At 70.7% G+C, this 23,166-nt stretch carries 20 protein-coding genes, 2 tRNA genes and 1 rRNA gene; 16 read left to right on the forward strand and 7 right to left on the reverse strand.

All coding sequences use genetic code 11. From position 1 onward, the window contains the following. Positions 1-160 precede the first annotated feature (160 nt). The 5 genes from rrf to L1280_RS14685 all read left to right on the forward strand — a co-directional run bounded on the left by rrf (position 161) and on the right by L1280_RS14685 (position 4,188). A 5S ribosomal RNA gene (rrf, locus tag L1280_RS14665) occupies positions 161-277 on the forward strand. 72 nt (positions 278-349) lie between these two features. Beyond that, positions 350-425, forward strand: a tRNA-Gly gene (locus L1280_RS14670). Positions 426-849: 424 nt separating this feature from the next. Continuing rightward, positions 850-2,283: an ABC transporter substrate-binding protein gene (locus tag L1280_RS14675; RefSeq protein WP_253583067.1), complete on the forward strand. Its 1,434-nt coding sequence runs from the start codon at positions 850-852 to the stop codon at positions 2,281-2,283. Positions 2,284-2,425: 142 nt separating this feature from the next. Next, the gene (locus L1280_RS14680; protein WP_253583068.1) at positions 2,426-3,352 is read left to right on the forward strand and encodes a carbohydrate ABC transporter permease; all 927 of its coding nucleotides are present in this window, start codon (positions 2,426-2,428) and stop codon (positions 3,350-3,352) included. Continuing rightward, positions 3,349-4,188 (forward strand): carbohydrate ABC transporter permease, encoded by an 840-nt coding sequence (locus L1280_RS14685; protein WP_253583069.1) that lies wholly within the window; start codon positions 3,349-3,351, stop codon positions 4,186-4,188. The genes L1280_RS14680 and L1280_RS14685 overlap by 4 nt, the downstream gene beginning before the upstream one ends. A 59-nt stretch (positions 4,189-4,247) precedes the next feature. Here L1280_RS14685 and L1280_RS14690 read toward each other — a convergent pair whose 3' ends face one another. Then, positions 4,248-5,699 carry a glycoside hydrolase family 13 protein gene (locus tag L1280_RS14690; RefSeq protein ID WP_253583071.1) on the reverse strand — a complete coding sequence of 484 codons (1,452 nt, stop codon included), beginning with the start codon at positions 5,697-5,699 and terminating at the stop codon, positions 4,248-4,250. Positions 5,700-5,787: 88 nt separating this feature from the next. On the opposite strand from L1280_RS14690, the gene L1280_RS14695 reads away from it, so the two are divergent. Together L1280_RS14695 and L1280_RS14700 are read left to right on the forward strand one after the other, a co-directional pair. Beyond that, on the forward strand, positions 5,788-6,195 hold the full coding sequence (locus L1280_RS14695) for a metalloregulator ArsR/SmtB family transcription factor (protein ID WP_253583072.1): 408 nt from the start codon (positions 5,788-5,790) through the stop codon (positions 6,193-6,195). A 26-nt stretch (positions 6,196-6,221) separates the two neighbouring features. Beyond that, the gene (locus L1280_RS14700) at positions 6,222-6,749 is read left to right on the forward strand and encodes an SRPBCC domain-containing protein (RefSeq protein ID WP_253583073.1); all 528 of its coding nucleotides are present in this window, start codon (positions 6,222-6,224) and stop codon (positions 6,747-6,749) included. Between the two features lie 48 nt (positions 6,750-6,797). Here the strand turns inward: L1280_RS14700 and L1280_RS14705 are convergent, their stop codons facing one another. Next, the gene (locus L1280_RS14705) at positions 6,798-8,096 is read right to left on the reverse strand and encodes an HDIG domain-containing metalloprotein (protein WP_253583075.1); all 1,299 of its coding nucleotides are present in this window, start codon (positions 8,094-8,096) and stop codon (positions 6,798-6,800) included. Between the two features lie 62 nt (positions 8,097-8,158). Between L1280_RS14705 and L1280_RS14710 the strand changes: the two genes are divergently transcribed. After that, positions 8,159-8,233: transfer RNA gene (locus L1280_RS14710), tRNA-Ala, on the forward strand. Between the two features lie 141 nt (positions 8,234-8,374). On the opposite strand, the gene L1280_RS14715 is transcribed toward L1280_RS14710, so the two are convergent. The 3 genes from L1280_RS14715 to L1280_RS14725 form a co-directional block, all read right to left on the reverse strand. After that, entirely contained in the window at positions 8,375-9,781 is a 1,407-nt protein-coding gene (locus tag L1280_RS14715) for a hypothetical protein (RefSeq protein WP_253583077.1), read from the reverse strand. Positions 9,782-9,921: 140 nt separating this feature from the next. Then, the gene (locus L1280_RS14720) at positions 9,922-11,679 is read right to left on the reverse strand and encodes an ABC transporter substrate-binding protein (protein ID WP_253583078.1); all 1,758 of its coding nucleotides are present in this window, start codon (positions 11,677-11,679) and stop codon (positions 9,922-9,924) included. Between the two features lie 284 nt (positions 11,680-11,963). Continuing rightward, positions 11,964-12,941 (reverse strand): homoserine dehydrogenase, encoded by a 978-nt coding sequence (locus L1280_RS14725; protein ID WP_253583079.1) that lies wholly within the window; start codon positions 12,939-12,941, stop codon positions 11,964-11,966. A gap of 146 nt (positions 12,942-13,087) precedes the next feature. On the opposite strand from L1280_RS14725, the gene prfA reads away from it, so the two are divergent. From prfA to L1280_RS14755, 6 genes are all read left to right on the forward strand, one after another. Further along, entirely contained in the window at positions 13,088-14,197 is a 1,110-nt protein-coding gene (prfA, locus tag L1280_RS14730) for a peptide chain release factor 1 (protein WP_253583080.1), read from the forward strand. Further along, complete coding sequence (locus tag L1280_RS14735; protein WP_152872117.1) at positions 14,184-14,681, forward strand: NUDIX hydrolase; 498 nt, start codon at positions 14,184-14,186, stop codon at positions 14,679-14,681. Before prfA ends, L1280_RS14735 begins: the two co-directional genes overlap by 14 nt. Beyond that, a complete protein-coding gene (locus tag L1280_RS14740; protein WP_253583081.1) occupies positions 14,678-15,349 on the forward strand; it encodes a diphthine--ammonia ligase in 672 nt (223 codons plus the stop codon). Before L1280_RS14735 ends, L1280_RS14740 begins: the two co-directional genes overlap by 4 nt. Beyond that, positions 15,334-15,816, forward strand: a complete 483-nt coding sequence (locus tag L1280_RS14745) for an AAA family ATPase (RefSeq protein ID WP_253583083.1) — start codon at positions 15,334-15,336, stop codon at positions 15,814-15,816. The genes L1280_RS14740 and L1280_RS14745 overlap by 16 nt, the downstream gene beginning before the upstream one ends. Positions 15,817-15,834: 18 nt before the next feature. After that, positions 15,835-16,812 carry an RluA family pseudouridine synthase gene (locus tag L1280_RS14750; protein WP_253583151.1) on the forward strand — a complete coding sequence of 326 codons (978 nt, stop codon included), beginning with the start codon at positions 15,835-15,837 and terminating at the stop codon, positions 16,810-16,812. Positions 16,813-16,967: 155 nt separating this feature from the next. Continuing rightward, positions 16,968-18,785 (forward strand): DEAD/DEAH box helicase, encoded by a 1,818-nt coding sequence (locus L1280_RS14755; protein ID WP_253583084.1) that lies wholly within the window; start codon positions 16,968-16,970, stop codon positions 18,783-18,785. A 73-nt stretch (positions 18,786-18,858) separates the two neighbouring features. On the opposite strand, the gene guaA is transcribed toward L1280_RS14755, so the two are convergent. Together guaA and L1280_RS14765 are read right to left on the reverse strand one after the other, a co-directional pair. Beyond that, positions 18,859-20,394 (reverse strand): glutamine-hydrolyzing GMP synthase, encoded by a 1,536-nt coding sequence (gene guaA, locus L1280_RS14760; RefSeq protein ID WP_253583085.1) that lies wholly within the window; start codon positions 20,392-20,394, stop codon positions 18,859-18,861. 82 nt (positions 20,395-20,476) lie between these two features. Further along, positions 20,477-21,679, reverse strand: coding sequence for a PEGA domain-containing protein (locus L1280_RS14765; RefSeq protein ID WP_253583086.1), 1,203 nt, complete (start codon positions 21,677-21,679; stop codon positions 20,477-20,479). A gap of 105 nt (positions 21,680-21,784) precedes the next feature. On the opposite strand from L1280_RS14765, the gene L1280_RS14770 reads away from it, so the two are divergent. Beyond that, entirely contained in the window at positions 21,785-22,333 is a 549-nt protein-coding gene (locus L1280_RS14770; RefSeq protein WP_253583087.1) for a molybdenum cofactor biosynthesis protein B, read from the forward strand. After that, positions 22,330-23,112 carry a hypothetical protein gene (locus L1280_RS14775; RefSeq protein ID WP_253583089.1) on the forward strand — a complete coding sequence of 261 codons (783 nt, stop codon included), beginning with the start codon at positions 22,330-22,332 and terminating at the stop codon, positions 23,110-23,112. Before L1280_RS14770 ends, L1280_RS14775 begins: the two co-directional genes overlap by 4 nt. The last annotated feature ends 54 nt before the right edge of the window (positions 23,113-23,166 follow it).

Below are 23,166 nucleotides of genomic sequence, written 5' to 3' on the forward strand. Positions count from 1 at the left end.
CAAGAGGCCAGAAATGCAAGTGCCGCAATGCACTCAGTTGACTGGTGCTCATCAGACGAGGTCTTGACCGTCCAACCGCCATCATCCCTCATCCCGCAGCGCGGGATGAGCCTCTCGCACCCCCCTTCGCCTCACGCCCCACCATGACAACACCAGATACCCCCGTGCCCATAGCGCCGCGGAACCACCCCTCTCCATGCCGAACAGGGTCGTGAAACACGGCAGCGCCCATGATACTCGGACCGCAGGGTCCCGGAAAAGTCGGTCAGCGCGGGGGTTTTTTCTATACTGCACCAGGGTCACAAAGTGAGCCTGTCTGGAGGGCACCGCACGCGGTGCCGCTTCCCGTGCGGGAGTAGCTCAGCTGGTAGAGCACTACCTTGCCAAGGTAGATGTCGCGAGTTCGAATCTCGTCTCCCGCTCCATCCCCGCCCCCACCCCACGGTGGGGGCTTTTGTGTTGGTGAGCGGACACTTGTTGCGATCAGTCTTCCCCTAGCAACCCACACCCAGGGTCGAATGCGCGGCGTATGCCGTCGCTGCGGCCGTCTTGTACGGTTTCTATCCAATCCGTTCTCAAGGCGGGAGAGCGCCAACAGGGGAACCCCTTCCTCGGCAACCGTTGTCTTCCTTCTCTGCCTCGCAGCTTTGCAGCTCCGCTCGGGTTGAACAGGTTTCGTCACTGCTGGACCGGCATCCGTATTGCCCCCTGGGGGCTGAGGTCACCGTGGATGGTGTGGGGTGACGCCGGAAGGCAGGCTGATGCTCACCGTAAACTCGTAGCTATTCCAGCAGTCCGGAAGCTCGGCCGTTCCTATGCTTGAAAAATCCGTTGCATTCAGGAGGCCCTATGAAGAGTACCGCTGTTCTGTCCGCCTTGCTGCTCAGTTCTCTCGCTGTCGCCGCGCCCGGAAGCTGGCGCGGCACGATCACGATGAGCGCCGCCGACTACACGCCCAACTTTCCGGGTCAGGCCAAGCCGCTCAAGGTCTTTCAGCAGATCGCTGCGGAGTACGAGAAAAAGTACCCCGGCATCAAAATTAAGTTCCACACCGAGCCGATTCCCGACACCAACACCATGATTCGGGTGAAGGCAGCGGCGGGCGACCTCTTTGACATCTACTGGGCGCAGGCGTACAGCCTGAACTCCACCCTGCCCAAGGGGGTGGCGACCGACCTCGCGCCGTATTTCCGGCAGCCCAACCCCTATATCCCCGGCAACAAGGCGTGGCAGGACGCGATGGACAAAGCGCAGCTCGCCGAAAGCCGCAGCGCGAACGGAGCCGTCTATACACTGAGCGGCGACAAGGTCGTCTACGGCATCTACTACAACAAGGACCTGTTTAAGAAAGCCGGGATCACCAAGGTGCCCACGAGCTGGACCGAGCTGATCGCCGCTTCCAAGAAGCTGAACGCGGCAGGGGTTTATCCCATGCACGCCGTGCCCGCCTACCCGTGGTGGAGCCGCCACTTCCTCTCGGACCTGTATGCCAAGGACTACGCGAAGCTCACGGGCTATGACGGGCTGCCGGGGCAGTCCCCGCTGGACGAGGCCGTCGCCATCTCCAAGGGCATCCTGACGCCGAAGGACAAGCGGTTCATGTCGTGGTGGCCGGTCATGAAGCAGTTCACCGACACCTGGCCCAAGGACTACCTGACCGCCGACCCCGCCAAGAACTACGACGCCTTTCAAGACTTCGTGGGGCAGAAGGAGGCGATGCTCTACGAGGGCAGCTACAAGGCCCGCGAGATGCAGGACGCTGGCATCAAGTTCCCGGTGGGCACCTTCAACTTTCCCAAGTTGACCAAGAAGGAAAGCCCCTACGCGACCGGGGCAAACACCGCCAACGCTTATGCGGGCACGGGCGGCTTCCAGTACGCGATGAGCACTCCGGAGTCCAACAGGTCCCTGCGCGAGAAGGGCAAGCAGCAGGCGGTGCTGGACTGGATGCGTTACTTCGGCACGCCGAAGAACCTGCAGCGCCTGACCGCCGAGCAGGGTACCTACGTCCCGACCTGGCCCGGCACGAGTGCCAAGCTGGGGGGCCTGGGCAACTTTGACAGCGGGGCGCTCGCCGCGCAGGTGAAGCTGCCCGAGCGGTCCATCGGGGTTCAGACGGCCACCGCCAACCTGGGTTGGGTGGACATGCAGCGCATCTTCGGGCTGTACCTCGGTGGCGTCATCACGCTGGCGCAGGCGGAAAAGCAGGTGCAGACCACGTTGGACCGCGCCGCCGCCGACTTCGCCCGCAAGAACAACGTGGACCTGTCCAAATACAAGTGAGGCGCGCAGCATGAGTGACCGCCCCTACCTGCTGACCACCCTCAGCCACACCTGGCCCATAGACCGGGCCGCCTGACCCCTGGGCCGGAAGTCCGCCGCCGCGCATGCTTCCGGCCCGGTCCTATTTTCCCGGAGGACCCCCATGACTGCCCTGCCCGGCACCCGCTCTGCCCCCTCCGTTTCCCAGCGCGGCCCGCTCGCCCGGCTGCGGGAGGGGTGGCCCGCCTACCTCTTTCTGCTGCCCACCTTGCTCGTCGTGGGCTATTTCTCGTACTACCCGGCTTACGTGGCGGTCACGCGGGCCTTTACCGACTGGGACGGGCTGAACCCGCCCAACTTCACGGGCCTGGAAAACTTCCAGCGGGCGCTGACCGACCCGGTGATGGGGCAGGCGGCCCTGAACCTGGCGATCTGGGTGGGGGCCGGGCTGCTGCTGGCGGTGGTGCCGCCCCTCCTGATCGCGGAGCTGATCTTTCACCTGCGCGGGCGGCGGCGGCAGTACGCCTACCGGACCCTCTTCGTGTTGCCCATCGTGATTCCGTCCTTGGTGCTGCTGCTGGTGTGGGGGAGCTTCTACCGCAGCGACGGCCTGCTCAACACCCTCCTGGGCGCGGTGGGGCTGGAGGGGCTGCGACACGACTGGCTCAGCGATCCGGGGACGGCGCTGCCCAGCCTGATCTTCCTGGGATTCCCTTACATTGACGCTTTCAATTTCCTGCTGCTCTACGCGGGGCTGCAGAACATCCCCGACGAGGTCTTTGACGCCGCGCGGCTGGACGGGGCAACCGGCTGGCGGCGGGTGCTGCGGATTGACCTGCCGCTGCTGCGCCCGCAACTGGCGCTGATCGCGGTGCTGGCGATCATCGGAAACGTGCAGTACTTCATCAGCCCGCTGGTGCTGACCTCGGGCGGGCCGGGCTTTGCGACGACCGTGCCTGCGCTGCTGATGTACTACACGGCCACCCGCGATGGCGAATACGGGTACGCGATGGCCATCGCGGTCCTGCTGATGATCGTGGTCGTTGTGTTGACCGCCTTCTCGCGCCTGCTCAGCCGGGGGAACCGATGAAGCGGGGCGGCCTGACCGTGGGCGAGGTGGTGCGGCAGGGGCTGCTGCTGCTGTTCGGCCTGCTGGCGCTCTTCCCGCTGTATTTCAGCGTGGTCAATTCCTTCAAGAGCCGGGTGCAGTACGCCGAAAACCTGCTGAACCTCCCCTTCCCGGCCCACCCGGAGAACTACGCGTTGGCCTGGGCACAGATTCAGGGGCCGCTGCTGAACTCGGTCATCGTGACCCTGACGAGCGTGCTGGCGACGCTGGTGTTCGCCAGTCTCAGCGCCTATGCCTTCGCGCTGATGGACTTTCCGGGGCGGCACCTGCTGTTCGGGGTCACCTTCGCGCTGCTGCTGGTGCCCGAGTTCCTGACCCTGATCCCGCTGTACGTCCAGATTCAGGCGCTCACGCTGCCCAGCAACTACCTCGCGATCATCCTGCCGACCATCGCCGCCGGGCAGCCCTTTGCGATTCTGGTGCTGCGGGCCGCCTTCGAGGCGATTCCGCGCGACATGCTGGAGGCCGCGCGGCTCGACGGGGCGGGGCACCTCGCGCTGCTGCGCCGGATCGTGCTGCCCGTCAGCCTGCCCGTGCTGGTCAGCGTGGCGATCATCCGGCTGATTCCGGTGTGGAACGAGTACCTGCTGCCCTCTCTGGTGCTCGACGAGCGGCACCGGACCCTGCCGGTCGCGCTGGTGGCCTTTCAGGGGGGCGGGGCCGCCACGGCGGTCACGCCGAACTACGGGGCGCTGATGGCCTCCTACGTGCTGGCAGCGGTGCCGCTGGTGCTGCTCTTTGCCTTCCTGATGCGCTACTACATCCAGGGGGTGACGAGCGGCGGGGTGAAAGGGTAGTTGGGAAGGGGAGAGGGCGGGGAGGCACCTTGACCTCCCCGCCCTCCCATTTGGCCCGCTCAGGCCGGAACGAGCACCACCGCGCCCCGCGCGGGCACGTTCAGCTCGGCGTCGCCGCGCAGGTCGAAGGTCTGCCCGCTCAAGGCGTCGCGGTACGCGCCAGGCCGCACCCCAGTCAGCGGCAGCCGGGCCTCCGCCTGCGCGGTGTTGAGGGCGACATATGCCGCCTGTTCCTCCAACTCGCGGGCGTAGACGAGGCCCTCGCCCTCCGCATAGGTGAAGCGCAGCTCGCCCCGGCGCAGGGCGGGAGTGGCGTGGCGGGTGGCGGTGAGCTGCCGGAGCAGGCCCAGCGTCTCGCGGTCCCAGCTCGCCTCGTCGTGCCAGGGGAAGGCGCGGCGGCAGTCGGGGTCGGGGCCACCGGGGAGGCCCACCTCGTCGCCGGAGTAGATGCACGGCGCCCCCACGTAGGTCATCTGGAAGACGCTGGCGAGCCGGAAGGCGCCAGCGTCCCCGCCCGCCGCCGTCAGAAAGCGGGCCGTGTCGTGCGAGTCGAGCAGGTTGAGCTGTGCCCGCACGATCTCGGGGTGGTACATCCGCGTGACTTCCCCGATGCGCCGGGCGAAGGCGGCGGCGTCGATGGGGTCCACCCGGCCCATCCCGCTGACCTCGTTCACCGCGTGGTTGATCGTCCGCGCTCCGAAAAAGCCCAGGCACGGGCGGGTGAAGTGGTAGTTCATCACGGCGTCGAACTGGTCGCCAGCCAGCCAGCGGTGCGCGTCCCCCCAGATCTCCCCCACGATGTAGGCGTCCGGGTTCACGGCCTTGACCCGCCCACGGAACTCGCGCCAGAAGTCGTCGTCGTCGATCTCATTGGGCACGTCCAGCCGCCAGCCGTCCACCCCGAAGCGCATCCAGTACTCGCCCACCGAGAGCAGGAACTCGCGCACGGCGGGGTTCGCGGTGTTGAACTTCGGCAGCGCCCGGATGCCCCACCACGCCTGGTAACCCGCGGGCTTGGCGTCGTCGTAGGCGTGCAGCGGCCAGCCGTCCACGTGGAACCAGTCGCGGTAGGCGCTCGCCTCGCCCTGTTCCAGCAGGTCGTTGAACTGGAAAAAGCCCCGGCTGGCGTGGTTGAACACGCCGTCCAGCACGACCCGGATGCCGCGGGCGTGGGCCTCGTCCAGCAGGTGCCGCAGGGCGTCGTTGCCGCCCAGCATGGGGTCCACCTGAAAATAGTCATGGGTGTGGTAACGGTGGTTGGAAGCCGACTGAAAGACTGGGCAGAAGTAGATCGCGGTCACGCCCAGGCTCTGGATATGGTCGAGCCGCTCGGCCACGCCCCACAGGTCGCCGCCCATGTACCCATGAATCGTGGGCGGACTGCCCCAGGGCTGGAGGTTCAGGCCGGTCACGCGCCCCGAGCGGGCGAAGCGGTCGGGAAAGATCTGGTAGAAGACGGCGTCCGCAACCCACGCGGGGGTGACGGGGTGAGGCTGTTCGGTAGGCGACATGCCGGGCAAGGATAGCCCCCGGCCTGGCTTCCCGTCTTTGTGCTGGAAGCCAGAGAAGTCAATATCACTTGACGAGAATATTCCTTATGTGGCATACTATAGGCAGTTCACCGAGCTCCACCCGGAGAAAGGAGGAAAGTTTCTGAACGCCGCCACCCTCAGTGCCCTGGCCGAGCCCCACCGGTTGCAGATCGTGGAACTGCTGACCCAGCAGCCGCTGACGGTCGGGGAGATTGCCGCGCGGCTCCAGCTCCGCCAGCCGCAGGCGTCCAAGCATCTGCGTGTACTGAGCGAGGCCGGATTCGTGGCTGTCCAGCCCGTCGCCAACCGCCGCATCTACACCCTGCGGGCCGAGCCTTTTCAGGACCTGGACGAGTGGCTGGAGACTTACCGGCAACTCTGGGAAGGCCGATTCGACCGACTCGGCGACTATTTGCACCAGCTTCAGCAGGGCGGGGACACGGCCGACCCCCCAGCCGACACGCCCGGTTCGTAGCTTCACCCCACAACAGGAGGTTCTTTATGACCAGCAGCGCCACGTCCGCCATGAGTTCAGCCGTTGAAGACGGCCGGATCCTCGTCCTTCAGCGCGTCTTCAAGGCCCCACGCGCCCTGGTCTTCGACGCGTTCACGCAGGCCGAGCACCTGCGCCAGTGGTGGGGTCCACGGGGCTGGGAGATGCCCGTCTGCACGGTGGACCTCCGCCCCGACGGTCAGTGGCACTACTGCATGAAGTGTGTGGACGCGGCTCAGGGTGAGTTTTACGGCATGGAATCCTGGGGCCTCGGCATCTACCGCGAGATCGAGGCCCCGGCCCGCCTCGTCTACACCGACTATTTCTCTGATGCCGACGCCAACATCAACCCCGATCTGCCGCCGACCCTTTCCACGCTGACCTTTGAGGAGGTCGGGGGCGGCACCCGCGTCACCAACCGCGCCGCCTACGCCTCCGAGGGAGCCCTAAAGACGGTCATGGACATGGGCATGGTGCAGGGCGTGACCGAGACGTGGGACCGTCTGGCCGAACGTCTGGAGGCTCAGCAGAGCTAATCCAGGCCAGGGGGGCGGGGCGGCCCTCGCCCCCTCCTCCCCACCGGGTCAGGTTCGCCGAGAGAGCAGGAAAGCCCGCGCCTCCTCCGGCGTCCGGACCTCGCCCAGCGCCTGCGCCTCCGCGACCGCCCGCAATGCCTGACCCACCGCCGGGCCGGGGGAGAGACCGAGCAGCCCCATCACGTCCTCCCCGGTCAGCAGCGGGCGGGGCGCCTGGGGCTGTTCCTCCAGCGCGGCGAGTACCCTCTCAAACGCGCGGGCATAGGCGTGCCGGATGGCGGGGTGGCTGTCGGGGCCGCGCGAGGCTTCGCGGTCGGCCAGCATCAGCCGGAGGAGGTCCGGCAGCAGCGGGCGGCGGCGGTGGACGAAGCGCCGGGCCTCGCGCTCGTTCGAGGGAAGCTGCGCCATATGCGCCCGCACGAGTGCCCCCGCCCGGTCCACTGTGGCCGAGGGCAGCCGCAGCCGCGTCAGCATCGCGCGGGCCAGCTCTGCCCCCACCCGGTCGTGGCCGTAGAAGGTGGTCCGACCCGAGCGCGGGTTGGTGCCCCGCGTGCGCGGCTTGCCCACATCGTGCAGCAGGGTCGCCCAGCGCAGCGCGGGGTCGGCGTCCGGAAAGCGGGTCAGAAGCTGGTGCAGCGCCTCGACCCCGTGCTGAAACACGTCGAGGTGGTGAAAGCCGCCCTGCACCATCCCGATCCCCTCGCGCAGTTCGGGCAGGGTCAGCGCCAGCAGCCCCAGGTCTTCCAGCCGCAGGATGCCGGGCGCCGCGTCCGGGTGGCCGAGGAGGACTTCCAGCTCATCCCGAATGCGCTCGGCAGCAGGCAGGGGCAGCGTCCCGGCGGCGGCGGCAAGGTCGGCGGCCACCCGCCGCACGGCGGCCTCGGTATCCCCCTCCAGCCGGAACCCCAGCGTGATCTCGAAGCGCACGGCCCGCCATGCCCGTAGGGGATCGTCGCGGAGGTTGGCCTCCGACACCATCCGCAGCCGCCGGGAGCGCAGGTCGGCCTGCCCACCGCTGGGGTCGACCACACGCCGCTCTGGGGTCAGCGCGAGCGCATTGACCGTGAAGTCACGCCGCCTCAGGTCGTCCGTGAGGTCGTCCGGCAGCGGCACGAAGTCGTGCTGCACGCCGCCGGGGGCATGGACCCGCCAGTACCCCCGTTCTTCGTCCAGGGCAAAGGCCGAGCCACCCACCTTCCCGGCGAGCGTCCGGGCGGCCGCGGCAGGATCGGGCACGGCCCAGTCGTAGTCGTGCGGGGTCACGCCGCGCAGCCAGTCGCGGGCGGCCCCGCCGACCAGCAGGCCCCCCGCCGGGAAGGGCGGGAGGGGCGGGCGGCGGCGAAACATGGCAGCCATGCTAGCGGGCGCTTGCCCCGGCGGGCACACTCTGCTACCTTAAGCGGCGCTGAGGGGGCTTAGCTCAGCGGGAGAGCATCCGCTTTGCAAGCGGAGGGTCAAGAGTTCGAATCTCTTAGCCTCCACCAGACAGAACGCCGTCTAAGACGGCGTTTCTTCTTTTCCCCCACAGCGAGGGCGTTCAGCCGTCATTCAGCGGGGGGTGGCGCACGGTGGGCAGAGAGCTGTTGCCCCGATCCGGAGCTGCCGCCGATCTGGGCCGGGGCGCTTCACCGGGTCCCAACCGAGGCCCGCAGCCGCTGGTAGTGGCGCACGACCAGAGGATCGTTGGTCCGGGCGCCACGCACGCAGGCGGCGGCCTGAATGGCCCAGTGTCTGGGGTCACAGGTCAGGGCCGCCACTGCCCACTCGAAGCGGGCGCGGCCATCCTCGGTCACGAGGGCGAGGGGCAGGGTGCGCCGCAGGTGGCCGTGGGCCTGGTCCCGTTCGCCCAGGCGGTGGTGGATTCGCGCGGTCAGCGCCCCGGCGATCACGGCGAGGCTGGACACCGCGTGGGTGCAGTTGGCGGCCAGGGTCTGCCGCGCCTCCTCGGGGTCACCCAGCCGAAACTGGGCCGTGCCCAGGGACTGCTGGACATACGCCGTCATGCTGAATTGCCCCTGCTCCAGCGCCTCGGCGGCCAGCAACTGGGCGCGGGCACTGTCCCCAGTCGCGTTCAGGTGCCACAGGAAGAAAGTCAGGACGCCGCAGTGCTGTGCCCGCGACGGGTGGCTGCGGGCCGCCTGAAGGGCCAGTTCGTGCCACAGGCGGGCGGTGCGGAAGTCCTGGCGCGAGTCGTAGGTGCTGGCGATGGTGGCGTACCACAGCGCGGGGGAGGTTCCCGGCGGCAGATGCGCCAGTCCCAGCAGGGCGAGCCGCTCGCCGCCCACGGGATCCCCCAGCAGGTCGGCGAGGTAGCCCGCCGTGTAACAGAGATCGGCCAGGGGCGTCGGGGTGGCCCGCAAGGCCTGCTGACAGTAGTGCTGGGCCAGCGCGTACTCGTCCCGCTCGATGGCCTGATGGATCAGCACGTCCAGGGCCAGGGCCGCGCCCGCCCCACGCTCCGAGAGGGCCAACGCTTCCCGCGCGGCGGCGGCCGCGAGTTGCGGCTGATCCTGGGCGGCCCAGCGGGCTTCCTCGGCCCGGTCGCGGGACCGGCGAGCTGGGCAAGGGGAAGGGGGGCGGCCTTCGCGGGGCGGGGCAGGCGCGTGGGCCAGCAGCCGCGCTTCTGTCCGCTCTGCCCACTCCAGCCACGCCTCCGGGCCGCCCGTCCGGTGCCCCGCCATGAACTCGCGCCAGGTGCCTTCCAGCGCGACTTCCGCCGAGGTCAGGCGCAGGACGTCGACCTCCAGTTGCCCGAGGTCGAGCCTCAGGTGGTGGCCCTGGTCCTGCAAGAGACCCACGTGCTCGCCCAGCAGGCGGCGCAGCTTGACCAGCAGCATGCGCAGGTTGTGCAGGGCGCGGGGGGTGTCCGTGGCCCACAGCAGGTCCGCCAGCCGCCCCCGCGACTGCGAACCGTCCAGCGCGAGGACGGCCAGCAGCCGCAGTCCGTGGTCCGGGCAGCGGACCCAGCTCTGGCCCACCCGCAACCGCACCTCTCCCAGCAGGCGCAATTCCACCGGCCTGTCCTCGGGCATGTGAGATTCCCCTCATTCAGAGTACCCAGCCCACGGGCAGGGCACAAGAAGAGGAGGGGAAGCCTGACAGATGTGGGGCCAAAAGGCTCTGGCCTGCGCGGCCTGCGCGCGGCCTGCGCCCCCCGCCGGGAGGCCGGGGCTTATCGGCGCAGCCAGGTCAGACTGAGCCAGCGGGGGCCGTAGTGGCTCGAGGCGAGCGTCGCGGGGTACTCGCCCTCCACCCGGTCCCGCCACGCCGTGCTCACGCGGGGCGAGACGAGGTACACGAAGGGTTGGTGCTGGGCCTCGGTGGCCTGCAACTCCCGCCCGATGGCGATGCGGCGGGTCCGGTCGGGTTCGCGGTCCCCCTGCACGTACAGGTCGGTCATCTGCCGTTCCCAGTCAAAGAGGCACGCGCCGCTGCGGTTATAGGCGTGCAGGTTGCCGCTGCACGGCACCACGTTGGGGCCGAAGGGCCAGACACTCGATCCGCCCGACAGCCCCAGCAAGATGGCGTCGAAGGGTCGGTCCGGGCCGCTGCTGCTCAGGCGGGTGACCAGGTCGTTGAACGGGACGGCCCTGAAGTTCACCTCCACCCCGGCCTGCCGCGCACCTTCCACGAAGATCCGGGCCATCGCCTCGCGCTGCGGGTTGCCCTCGTTGGTGATCAGGTCGAACTCCAGCACCCGGCCCTGCGCGTTGGTGAGGTTTCCCGCGCTGTTCAGGGTCCCGTAGCCCAGGGTCGCCAGCAGGCGCCGGGCTTCCTGCGGGTTGAAGTCGAACCGGGGCAGGTCCGGCGCGAGCCACTCGCGGAACACCGCGTAGACGTTGCTGTAGGCGGGCTCGGCGGCCCCGCCGTAGACCTCGCGCACGATCCGCTCGCGGTCGACGAGGTGGCTCATCGCCTGCCGGAAGGCCGTCTCGCGGAAGAGGCGCTGCTTTTCGGGGTCGGACGCGCGGTTGAAGTTCCAGACGATCCAGGAGCTGCTGGCCGCTGGGCTGTAGTTCTCGCGCAGGTCGGTGCCGGGCGTGCCCCGCAGGGTCTCCAGCTGGGCGGGCGTGGGACTGGCGGGCAGCAGGTCGAGTTCCCCTTGCCGGAAAGCCTCGAAGGCCGCGTCCGTACTGGCAAAGCGGCGGACCTCGATGCCATCGAGGTACGGCAGAGGCTGCCCGGTGTGGTCGACCACCCACGCGCCGTAGTGCGGGTTGCGCTCCAGGGTGCTTGACCCGTCCGCATTCAGGGTGGTGGGGCGAAAAGGGCCAGCAGTCACGACATCGGCGGCAGCCAGGGTTCGCGGCCACAAGGCCCGCACGGCGGCCGCGCCGCCCGCACGGTACGCCGCCCCGAAGACGTGGTCGGGCCAGACGCCAAAGGCCAGCGTCGCCTCGGCGGAAGCCCGCGCTTCGGCGAAGACCACCCGCAGGCTGCGCTCGCCCGTCTTCGTGACCGTGACCCCCCGCAACGAGTCGTAGCTGTTCGACTCCACCGCCGGGTCGGCATGGAGCTGAGCGGTGGACACGAAATCTTCGGGGCGGATGGGCTGGCCGTCACTCCAGGCGAGGTCCGGGCGCAGCACGAAGTCCCAGGTCCGTCCGTCGGCCGAGCGGGTCGAGGACTGCGCCATGAAGGGCAGGAATCCGCCGTCCACCGGATTCTGGATCAGCAGGCCGCCGGGCGCACCGAGCCACGCCAGCAGCCCCCCGCTCGAGGCGTTCACGAAGGGGTTGAGGGTCAGGGTGTCGGAGACCTCCGCGACCCGGAGCACGCCCCCGCGCTGCACTTGCTGCGGGACATTCACCGTCCAGGCAGCGGGCGCGGCGAAGTCGCGGGCGTCGGCCGTGGGCTGGGTGCGGACGCAGCCCGCGAGCAGGGCGAGTGAGAGAGCCGGAATCAGGGCAAACGTCCTCTGGGTCTTCATGGCAAGCCTCCCTCTGCCCCGGCCTGGCCGGACCGCGGAGGGATGCGGTCACGGTCCGGCAGGCAAGGGTACGCGCAGCGTGAACGGGGAAGCGTCAATGAAGCGTCAACGGCCGGGCTGGGACAGGGGTCAGGCTGGGGCAGGGTCTTGAGGGCCTTTCTGGCCGCCGTGGCCGGACCCACCGAGCGGCTCCCCAGCTTGTCCAGTGTCCGCGCGGTCAGAAGGGTGGGGACGGAGGAGCAAGGCTGGCGCCCCATGCCCCGCGCCCCAAGTCGCTTGGTCGCTCAGTGCAGCGGCACGTGCCCCGGAAACCCGATCACCCAGTCGAGCAAATCCCCCACCATCGCCGACGCCGTGACCATCCCGCCCGCCCCGCCCCCCGCAAAGATCAGCGGGCCGCACTCCTCGCCCTCGTAGACCAGCGCGTTGCGGCTGGCGCCCTCGTTGCACAGGGGGTGGGTCAGGGGCAGGCGCTGGGGCGCGACCTGGGCGTGCCAGCCGTCCCCCTCCCGCCGCAACTCGGCCACCAGCTTGATGCGCTGCCCGGCCGCCCTCGCCTCCTGCACGTCCTCCAGCGTGACGTCCTCGATGCCCCGGATGTCCACCGCCGAATACGGAAAGTCCCCGTGGGCGCAGAAGCGGGCCAGCACCGTCAGCTTGTGGGCGGTGTCGAAGCCGCCGACATCCAGGGTGGGCGGGTCCTCGGCGTAGCCCAGGGCCTGCGCCTGGGCGAGGGCGTCCGCGTAGGGGTTTCCGGCCTCCATCTGCGAGAGGACGTAGTTGCAGGTCCCGTTCAGCACGGCCTGAAGTTGGGTGAAGGTGCTCGCCCGCAGCACGGTGCTCATCGGGCCGATCACGGGCGTCCCGGCCATCACCGCCGCCTCGTAGTACAGCCGCCCGGCGAGGGCGTGCTCGCGCAGCTCGTCCCAGCGCTCGGCCAGCAGCGCCTTGTTCGCGGTGATGACGGGCCGCCCGGAGCGGAGGTAGGGCGCGAGCAGCGCCAGCGGCGTTTCGATGCCGCCCAGCGCCTCGATCACCACCGCGCACTCCTGAAGGAAAGCGGGGTCGTCCCGCAGCGGCGTTCCCGGCGGCACGTCCCGCTCGCGGCCGAGGTCGCGCACGAGGACGCCCGTCACCTCCACTTCCACGCCCATGCTGGCGAAGATGTCGCGGCGGCGTTCCAGCAGCCGCAGCACGTTCTGCCCCACCGTGCCGCAGCCCAGCAGGCCCACCGTCACCCGGCGCGTTTCCCCATCTCTCACTGTTGCAGTCTGCACCGCTTCAGTTTGCACCCCCGAGTCGTCCGGGGCGGGCCTGTTGCCTGCCTTCCGGTCAGCGCCAGGGGGCAAGGGTAGACTGCCCCCATGAAGCCTGTGTCCACCCCTGTTCTCCCTTACGCTGGGCCGCCGTGGTGAGCGGTGCCCAGGGAGGCCGCCTGGAGGAGCTGGCGGCCGAGTTCTCCCATATCGAGCGGGCGCTGGGCGACCCGGCCGCGCTCGCCAACCCCGCCGAATACACCCGCCTGACCCGCCGCCACCGCGAACTGACCCCGGTCGTGACCCTGCACCGCGAGCGGGCCGAAGTGCTGGGGGCGCTCGCCCAGGCCCGCGAGCTGCTGGCCGACCCCGAACTGCGCGAACTCGCCGCCGGGGAAGTCGAGAGCCTCACCGCGCGGCTGGCCGAACTCGACGCCGAGCTGGAGGTACTGCTGCTCCCCACCGACCCCGACGACGCCCGCGACGTGATTCTGGAACTGCGGGCCGGGGCCGGGGGCGCGGAGGCGGGCCTCTTCGCGGTCGACCTGCTGCGGATGTACACCCGCTACGCCGAGGGCGCGGGCCTGAAATTGAACGTGCTGGAGGCCTCCGAGAGCGACCTCGGCGGGGCGAGCCGGGTGGTCGCGGAGGTGACGGGCGACTATTCCTTCCGTGCCCTGAAGTGGGAGCGCGGCGTTCACCGGGTGCAGCGTGTCCCCGCCACCGAGTCGCAGGGGCGCATCCATACGAGCACGGTGACGGTCGCGGTGCTGCCGCAGGTCGAGGCCAGCGAGGTCACGCTCGACCTCTCGGAGGTCCGCATCGACGTGTTCCGCTCGCAGGGCGCGGGCGGACAGGGCGTGAACACCACCGACTCGGCCGTGCGGGCGGTGTACCGCGCGGGAACGCCCGACGAGATCGTGGTCGTGTGTCAGGACGGCCGCTCGCAGATCAAGAACCGCGAAAAGGCGCTGCAAGTGCTCTCCGCCCGCCTTGCCGAGCGAGAGCGGGCCGCGCGGGAAGCGAAGGAGCGTCAGACCCGCGCCGCGCAGGTGGGCACGGGCGAGAGAAGCGAGAAAATCCGCACCTACAACTACCCCCAAAACCGCGTCACCGACCACCGCCTGGAGGGGGAGGTCAAGAATTTCGCCCTCGACAGCGTGGTCGCGGGGGGCCTTGCGCCCGTCGTGGCGGCCCTCGCCCGGCAGGAGCGCGAGCGGCAACTGCTCGACCTCGCGGAGGCCCCCGATGGCGCGGCGTGACCTCCTCGTCGCCGCCGGGGTGCTGCGCGACCGCTTTGGGCGGGTGCTGCTCGTCGGCAACGACTGGCAGGGCCTCGGCCGGGTGCGCCACACCCTGCCCGGCGGTGTGGTCGAACCCGGCGAGACGCTCTTGGAAGCCCTCTACCGCGAGATCGTGGAGGAGACGGGCCTCAAGCTCACTGGCATCAAGCACATGGTCTACACGGTCCACATCGAGGACGAGCGCCGGGGCGAGCGGGCCATCGCGGTCGCCTTCGAGGCCACCTGGGAGGGGCTTCTGAACCCCGCCGACCCCGACGGCTTCATCGTCGAAGCCCGCTTCTGCACCCCCGACGAGGCGATGGAGCTGCTGGAGTCCCCGCCCATGCGCGAGCCGCTGCTGGACTACCTCCGCACGGGCGAGCCGGGCCGCTTCTACGCCTTCAAGGGCTGGGACGGGCGCGGCGGGCTGCGGGTGCCGCCGCTGAAGGCCGAGTCGCGGTGAGGGACGTCCCCTTCGCCGTCTCTTGGAGCGGGGGCAAGGACAGTGCCCTGGCGCTGCTGCGGGCGCTGGAGGCGGGAGGCCGTCCCCTCGCCCTGCTCACCGTGCTGGACGACTCGGGCACCCGCTCGCGCTCGCACGGGCTGCGGCCAGAGGTGCTGACGGCGCAGGCGGAGGCGCTGGGGTTGCCCCTCTGGACCGCCCGCGCGTCGTGGGCGACCTACGAGCGCGAGTTCACCGCGCTGCTGAGCCGGGCGGCAGGGGCCGGGGTGCAGGCGGTGGTCTTCGGCGATATCGACCTGCAAGACCACCGCGACTGGGAGGAGCGGGTCTGCGCGGCGGCGGGGCTGGAGGCCGCTCTCCCGCTCTGGAAGGAACCGCGCCGGGCGCTGGTGGAGGAGGGGCTGCGCCGGGGCCTGCGCTCGCGCATGGTCGCCGTGCGCGAGGACGCCCTGCCCGCCGAGCTGCTGGGCCGGGAACTGGACGCGGGGCTGCTGAACGAAATCGAGCGCCTGGGCGCCGACCCCTGCGGCGAGGGCGGCGAGTTCCACACGGTCGTGGTGGACGGTCCCGGCTTCCGCTCACCCCTGACCCTGCACGCGGGCGAGGTTCACCGCGAGGGGGGCGTGGCGGCGCTGGACCTCTGGCCGGGCAGATGCGGCGCGTCCTGATCACGGGGATGTCCGGCACCGGCAAGTCGTCGGTGATCCGCGAGCTCGCCCGGCGGGGCTTCCGGGCCGTGGACACCGACACGGACGAGTGGTCGGAGTGGACGACCGACGCCGACGGCCAGCCCGACTGGGTGTGGCGAGAGCAGCCCATGCGCGAGCTGCTCGCCGGGGAAGCGCGTCCCCTCTTTGTGAGTGGCTGCAAGTCCAATCAGGGCGCCTTTTATGACGGGTTTGACCGGGTCGTCCTTTTCAGCGCCCCGGCCGACATGCTGCTTTCCCGGCTGCGGACGCGCACCGACAATCCCTATGGAAAGACGGCGGCAGAGCAGGCGGAGGTGCTGGGCTATCTGGAGACGGTGGAGCCCCTGCTGCGGGCTGGGGCTGACCTCGAATTGGATTCGGGCTGCCTGTCGGTGACGGAACTGGCCGACGCGCTGGAAGCCCTGGCAACGGCCCGTGAAGGCTGACCCCTCCCAGGATTTACACTGCCCCGCGTGACCGAGCCCCTGCACCTCACCGCCGCGCCGGGCCGTCTCGACGCGGTGCTGGCCGATCTGACCGGAGTGAGCCGCTCGCAGGTCGCCGGATGGATTGCGGGCGGGCATGTGGAGGTGGGGGGCCAACCCGCGACCAAAGCCAGCCTCAAGCTGAAGGGCGGCGAGGCCCTGACCGTGCGCCCGCCCCCACCCCCCGACGCGACCGTCGCTCCCGAATCGGTGCCCCTCGACGTGATCTACGAGGATGAGCACCTCATCGCCGTGAACAAGCCGCCCGGCATGGTGACCCACCCCGCGCCTGGTGTGACCTCCGGCACGCTCGTGAACGCGCTGCTGGGCCGCATGACCCTCCCCGAGCAGCCCGGCGCCGAGGGACCCGACGGCTACCGCCCCGGCATCGTGCACCGGCTCGACAGGGACACCAGCGGCGTGATCGTGGTCGCCAAGACGGTGGAGGCGCACGCCCGGCTGGCGGCGGCCTTCAAGGACCGCGACACCCGCAAGACGTATCTGGCAATCGCGGCCGGAACGTGGAAGGCGGAGGGGCCGGTGAACGTGAACGCCCCCATCGGCCGCCACCCCACCGCCCGGCAGCGGATGACGGTGGGGGGAGCCAATCCCCGCGAGGCGCAGACCCGCTTTACCCCGCTGGAGGCGCACCCGGACGGCCACGGCCGCACGCTGGCCCTCGTTCGCGCCCAGCCGCGCACCGGCCGCACCCACCAGATTCGCGTTCACCTCGCGCACCTCGGCAGCCCGATCCTGGGCGATCCGGTGTATGGCCGCGAGAGTGCCGTGATGCCCCGCCACGCCCTGCACGCCCACTTCCTGACCCTGCCCCACCCCGCGACGGGCGAGGCGCTGCACCTGCACGCGCCCGCGCCGGACGACCTGCTGACGGCGTGGATAGCCCTGGGAGGAACCGTTCCAGCCGATCTGGAAGCTCCGCCGCCCGAGCGGGCCTAACCCCTTGCCTTCCTTCGGCGTATGGTGTAGACTTTCTCTTCGTGCGCCGACCGGGACATCCCCGGCGGCTGGAGAGTGCCCCTCACTCAAAGGACGAGCTTTCAGGGTTGAAGGCGTTTGGAGTTCTTAGGGGAAATCTCCCGAAAGGACTACAAATGAACTTTGATCAACTGATCGCGCCCGAACTCGCGGCGCGTCTTGCCGAGCGCGGCATCACCGAAGCCAGCCCCATTCAGGCGGAAAGCCTGCCCCAGACCCTCGCCGGGAAGGACCTGATCGGCCGCGCCCGCACCGGGACGGGCAAGACGCTCGCCTTCGCGCTGCCCATCGTTCAGAACCTCGAACCCAGCCGCGAGCGGGGCCGCCTGCCCCGCGCCATCGTGCTGGCCCCCACTCGCGAACTCGCCAAGCAGGTCGCGGAGGAGTTCTCCAAGAGCGGGGCGCACCTCACCACCGTTACCGTGTACGGCGGGGCTGCCTACAGCCCGCAGGAAAACGCCCTGCGCCGGGGCGTGGACGTGGTGGTCGGGACGCCCGGCCGCATCATCGACCACCTCGAGCGCGGCAACCTCGACCTGAGCGCCGTGCAGTACGCCGTGCTCGACGAGGCCGACGAGATGCTCAGCGTGGGCTTCGCGGACGCCATCGAGACCATCCTCCAGAAGACGCCCGCCGAGCGGCAGACGATGCTGTTCAGCGCCACGCTGACCGCCGACATCAAGCGTCTGGCCCGCAACTACCTCAAGGAGCCGGTCACCGTGGACATGGTGGGCGAGGGCAAGAGCCAGGCCGCGCAGACCGTCGAGCATCTCAAGGTGAAGGTGGGCCGCACCCGCACCCGCGTGCTGGCCGACCTGCTGACCGTCTACAACCCCGAAAAGGCCATCGTCTTCACCCGCACCAAGCGTGAGGCCGACGAGCTGGCGAACGAGCTGATTCACCGCGGCATCGAATCGGAAGCGCTGCACGGCGACCTCGCCCAGACGCAGCGCGAGCGGGCGCTGGGGGCCTTCCGCTCCGGGCGCGTGGGTGTGCTCGTGGCGACCGACGTGGCCGCCCGTGGCCTCGACATCCCCGAAGTGGACCTCGTGGTGCAGTACCACCTCCCGCAGGACCCCGAGAGCTACGTGCACCGCTCGGGCCGCACGGGCCGCGCCGGGCGCACCGGCACCGCCATCGTGATGTACGGCGACCGCGACGGCCGCGAGATGCGGAACCTCGAGTACCGCACGGGCGTGCAGTTCAAGGAACGCGCCCTGCCCACCCCCAAGGAAGTGCAGGAAGCCAGCGCCCGCTCCAGCGCCGAGATGGTGCGCCGGGTGGACGGGGCGGTCGCCTCGACCTTCCAGGCCGAAGCCGAGCGCCTGTTCAGCGAACTGGGCTTGGAAGCCCTGGCCCGTGCGCTCGCCAAGATCAGCGGCGTGACCGAGCCCGTCAAAGCGGCCAGCCTGCTGAGCGGGGAAGAAGGCCTGACCACGGTCGTGCTGCACGGCGAGCGCCTCAGCGTGCCGCGCACGGTCGCGCTGCTGGCCCGCAACAGCGACGTGGACACCCGCCGCCTGGGCAAGGTCCGGCAGTGGCGCGGCGGCACCGTGGCGGACGTGCCCAGCGAGTTCGTCGAGAAGCTGCTCGCTGCCAATCCGCTGGAAGGCGAGGTGCAGGTCGAGGTCGCCCAGGAACTGCCCGAGCTGTTCGAGGCGCCTGCCCGCGAGGGCCGTCAGGGTGGCGGCTACGGCGGCGGCCGGGGCTACCGCGACCGTGATGAAGGCGGTTACCGTGGCGGACGTGGCGGCTACCAGGGCCAAGGCGGCGGACGCGGGGGCTACGGCTCGCGCGACCGCGACGGCGGCGGCTACCAGGGTGGAGGCCGGGGCGGTCAGGGCCGCTGGAGCCGTGACGACCGGGGCAGTGACCGGGGCGAGGCCCGCCGCGAGGACTTCGCCGACCGCGAATTCGTGCCCGCCGGGCGCTGAGCCAGACCCAAGAGAGACCCCCTGCCTGTGATGGGCGGGGGGCTTTCTTATGCCCTGAGGTGACCTTTGCCGCTCATTCCCACTCGATCGTCGCGGGCGGCTTCCCGGTGATGTCGTACACCACCCGGTTGACCTCGTGCACCTGATTCACGATGCGGTTGCTCATGGTCGCCAGGAAGTCGTAGGGCAGCCGGGCCCATTCGGCCGTCATGAAGTCGTCGGTGGTCACGGCCCGCAGCGCCGCCGTGTAGGAGTAGGTGCGCCCGTCGCCCATCACGCCGACCGACTGGATGGGGGTCAGCACGGCGAGGGCCTGCGAACATCCGTCATACAACCCGAACTCGCGCAGCCCCGAAATGAAGATGTCGTCCACCCGCCGCAGAATGTCCAGCTTCTCCTTGGAGATCGCCCCCAGGCAGCGGATGGCGAGGCCGGGGCCGGGGAAGGGGTGGCGCATGCGGATGTGGTCGGGGAGGCCCAGCAGCCGGGCCAGGGCGCGCACCTCGTCCTTGAAGAGGGTGCGGAACGGCTCGACCAGCTTGAAGGCGAGGTCGTCGGGCAGCCCACCCACGTTGTGGTGGCTCTTGATGTTCGCCGCGCCCGACTTGTCGCCGTGCCCGCCCCCCGCCGACTCGATCACGTCGGGGTAAAGGGTACCCTGCGCGAGGAAGTCGAAGGGACCGTACTTGCGGGCCTCGCGCTCGAAGGCCCGGATGAACTCGCGGCCGATGATCTTGCGCTTCTCCTCGGGGTCGGAGACGCCCGCCAGCGCCCCTAGAAACTCGGCGCGGGCGTCCACCGTCACGAGGTTGACGCCCAGCGGCTTCAGCGCCGCCTCCACCTGTTCGCGCTCGCCGAGGCGCAGCAGCCCGTGGTCGATAAAGACGGCGGTGAGGCGCTCGCCGATGGCGCGGGCCAACAGCAGCCCCAGCGTGGAGGAATCCACCCCACCGCTGATGGCGAGGAGCACCCGGCCTTCCTCGCCCACCTGAGTCCGCACGCCTTCAATCAGGTCGTCGATGATGTGCTCGGCGTTCCAGTCGCGGGCGACCCCACAGATGTCCAGGAAGTTGGCGAGGAGTTGCCCGCCCTTGGGCGTGTGGACGACCTCCGGGTGGAACTGCACCCCGTAGCGCCGGGTCACCGGGTTCTCGATGGCGGCGACGGGCGTGTCGGCGGTTTCGGCCACCACCTCGTAGCCTTCGGGCAGCCGGGTCACCGAGTCGGCGTGGCTCATCCAGGCGACGAACTCGCCCTGGATTCCGGCGAAGAGTTGCCCCCCGTAGCGGGTCAGGTCGGCCTTGCCATACTCGTGCTTGCCCGCCCGCGCGACCTCGCCGCCCGCCTCCTGCGCGAGAAACTGCATGCCGTAGCACACACCCAGCACGGGCACGTCCAGCTCCAGCACACCGGGCGCGGGGTAGGGCGCACCAGGGTCATAGACACTGCTGGGGCCGCCCGACAGCACGAGGCCTTGGGGGTTTTCCTGCGCGATGCGTTCCAGGCTGGCGGTGCCCGGCAGGATCACGCTGTAGGCCCCCAGCTCGCGGAAACGCCGCGCGATCAATCGGGTGAACTGGCTGCCGAAGTCCAGAATGACGAGGCTCACGGGCGTGATTGTCGCACAGCGCCCGCTGGGGCGGGAAAGCGGTGTCCAGCCCCGCCGGTCCCGCCGCCCCCGGCCCCTGGCCCTACGGCGCGAGGTCGATGGTGACCGGCACCGCGCTGGGGGCCGTCACGGTGACCTGAGCAGGGGCGTACCCTTCGGCGGCCACCCGCAGGACGTACTCGCCGGGCGCGGGTAGGGTGACCTCGCCGGGGGCGGTGCCGACCTGGGTGCCCGCCTTCAGGTTCGCCCCGGCGGGCGCCCGCACCACGCTGAGGCGCACCGGGCCGGGCGCCTCGCCATTCACGGCGAAGGTGAGGGTGCAGCAGGCCGGAACTGAGGCCGCCGTCCGGGTGGCGGTCGTCGCGTCCGCCCCGCCCCCCGACCGCCACGCCCACACCGCCGCCGCCAGCGCCAGCACCGCGAGCAGCGCCAGCAGGGGCCACAGCCACGTGGGGCGCCGGGTCTCGCGTCGGGGGGCGGTCGTGGCCTCCTGTCCCGGCTTGACCACCCGCCGGGTCCCGTCCGGGTTCCAGGTGATGCGGACATCTTCCCCCAGTCGCCGCCGGGAGGTGGGGGGAGGTGGGGGGGGCGCGACCCTGGGCGGCTCGGGAGTGGGCGAAGGTTCCGGCGCAACCTCTGCTGGAACCGTGGTCACGACGAGGGGCGGGGGGGCGTCCGGCTCGTCGGTGGGCGCGGGGTCCGGCGTCGGTTCCGCCCCGGCCTCGGCGGGAGAGGTCGCCCGCAGCGGCGGCGCCTCCTGGGGCGCGTCCAGCCGGGTGAGGAGGTCCTGGGCAGTCGCGCCCTCGGGCCGGTCGCGCAGGGAAGGCGGAAGTTCGCCCAACGTTTCCAGCGCCCCCAGCAGCGCCCGCACGTCCCCTTCCGGCGTGGGGTCGCCCCCCCAGGGCAGCGCGGCTCCCGCCAGCGCGACCTGTCCGTCCACGCTCCACAGTTGCGCGGCGCTCACACCCCCGTGGGTCAGCCCGGCCGCGTGCAGCGCCGCGAGGCCCTCCAGCCCCCCCCGCGCGGCGAGGAGAGGGTCGCGGGCCGGGTGCGCGTGCGGCGGCAGCTCGGTGACGATATAGGCCGTCTCGCCGTCCATGCCGCCCTCGGAGGGGCGCAGCAGGGCGGGCGAGTCGGGCAGCTCGGGCAGCGGGGCCGCGTGGGGCAGCACGTGCAGCAGCACCGGCATCCCGGTCAGGCGGTCGGTCGCGCGGAGCGTCCGCACCGCCGCCGTGGGGTCGCCGCCGAGGTCACGCGCGGCCACGTAGGGGCCGATGGGCTTCATTGCGGGCCAGTATAGGGGAGGGCCGCCGCCGACCGCTCCAGCATGGCCCGACCGTGAGCCTGCTTCCGCCCGCCGGGCCACGCTCCGGCGTATGGTGCGGGCGTCATGGCCGACCCTGCCTCCCCGCCCTCTGCCCCCGCCGGACACCGCGCCGCCGCGCCCCGGCGGGTGCGGGCCGCCGTCCTCACCATCAGCGACACTCGCACGGGGGCGACCGACACCAGCGGCGCCTACCTGCGGGCCGAATTGGAGGCGGCGGGCCACGAGGTCACCGCCTCCCGCATCGTCCGCGACGAGGAAGGGGCGATCCGCGCGGCACTGGCCGAGCTGATGGGGGGGGCCGACGTGGTGCTCACCAGCGGGGGCACTGGCATCACCGGGCGCGACGTGACAGTGCCGGTCGTGGAGTCGCTGCTCACCAAGCCGCTGCCCGGCTTCGGAGAACTGTTCCGGATGCTGAGCTACCGCGACGTGGGCGCCGCCGCCATGCTCTCGCGGGCGGTGGGCGGGCTGGCGGGGGAGACGCTGCTGTTCGCCCTCCCCGGTAGCCGGGGCGCGGTGCAGACCGCCTGGGAAGGCCTCTTGCGCGATGAACTCGGCCACCTCGTCTTTGAAGTGCGGCGGCACGGGCAGCCGGGTCAGGGGGAGGCGTGACCTTCGCCGCCTACGTGACGCCCCTGTATGCCCTGTGCCTCGCCCTGATCGCGGCCTATTGGCTGTGGCGGGTGGGGCGGGAGGCCCGCTTCCGCCACAGGCCGCGCATGGCGTGGTGGGGGGTGCCGGGCTGGGTGGCGTTGCTGCTCGCGCCGCTGCTGGAGGTCCCGGCCCTCTTCGGACTGGGGGCGGCCGCGTTGCTGCTGGCCGAGTTCTGGCCGGGTGCCTTCCGGCCCACCCGCACCCGGCCCGGCGGGTCGTGGCCGCTGGTGGGCGTGCTGCTGGGCCTCGCGCTGCTGGCCCTGCTCGCCGCGCAGGGGGGCGGGCGGGTGGCCGACGTGGCCCTGCCGCTGGCCGCCGCGCTGGGGCTGGGGCTGGCGGGAGCGGGGGGCCTGGTCGCCCGTGCCCTGTTCCGTCCCCTCCCCCCGGCCCGGCGCCTGCCGGGGTTGGAGGTGCGCTTCGGCCCCACCGGGCTCCCCGAGTGGCCCGACCTCAGCCTCGCGCTGACGGGGCGCGGCGCGAGGCTCACCAACATCTCGGACGGCCCGCTGTGGCTGGCCGGGTGGTCGCCCAGCGGCACGAACGCCTGGCTGCGGGTGCGCGACGAGGGCGGCGCTCCGCTCAACGTGCTCCCCAGCGGCGGGCACGCGGTTCTGCCCCTGCGCGGCTGGGAGCGCGGCGTGCGGGTGTGGTACGTGCGGGAACTGGGGCCGGGGCCGTCGCGGCTTTTCCGGGCCGACTGGACGCCGCCGGGCGGGGGCGAACGGGTGCTGAACTGAGGGAGCGTCCCTGACCCCCCAGCGCCCTCTCACCCCCCAGGCCCGCCGCAGGGC

It is taken from the genome of Deinococcus sp. HSC-46F16 (assembly GCF_024171495.1).
Classification (GTDB): domain Bacteria; phylum Deinococcota; class Deinococci; order Deinococcales; family Deinococcaceae; genus Deinococcus.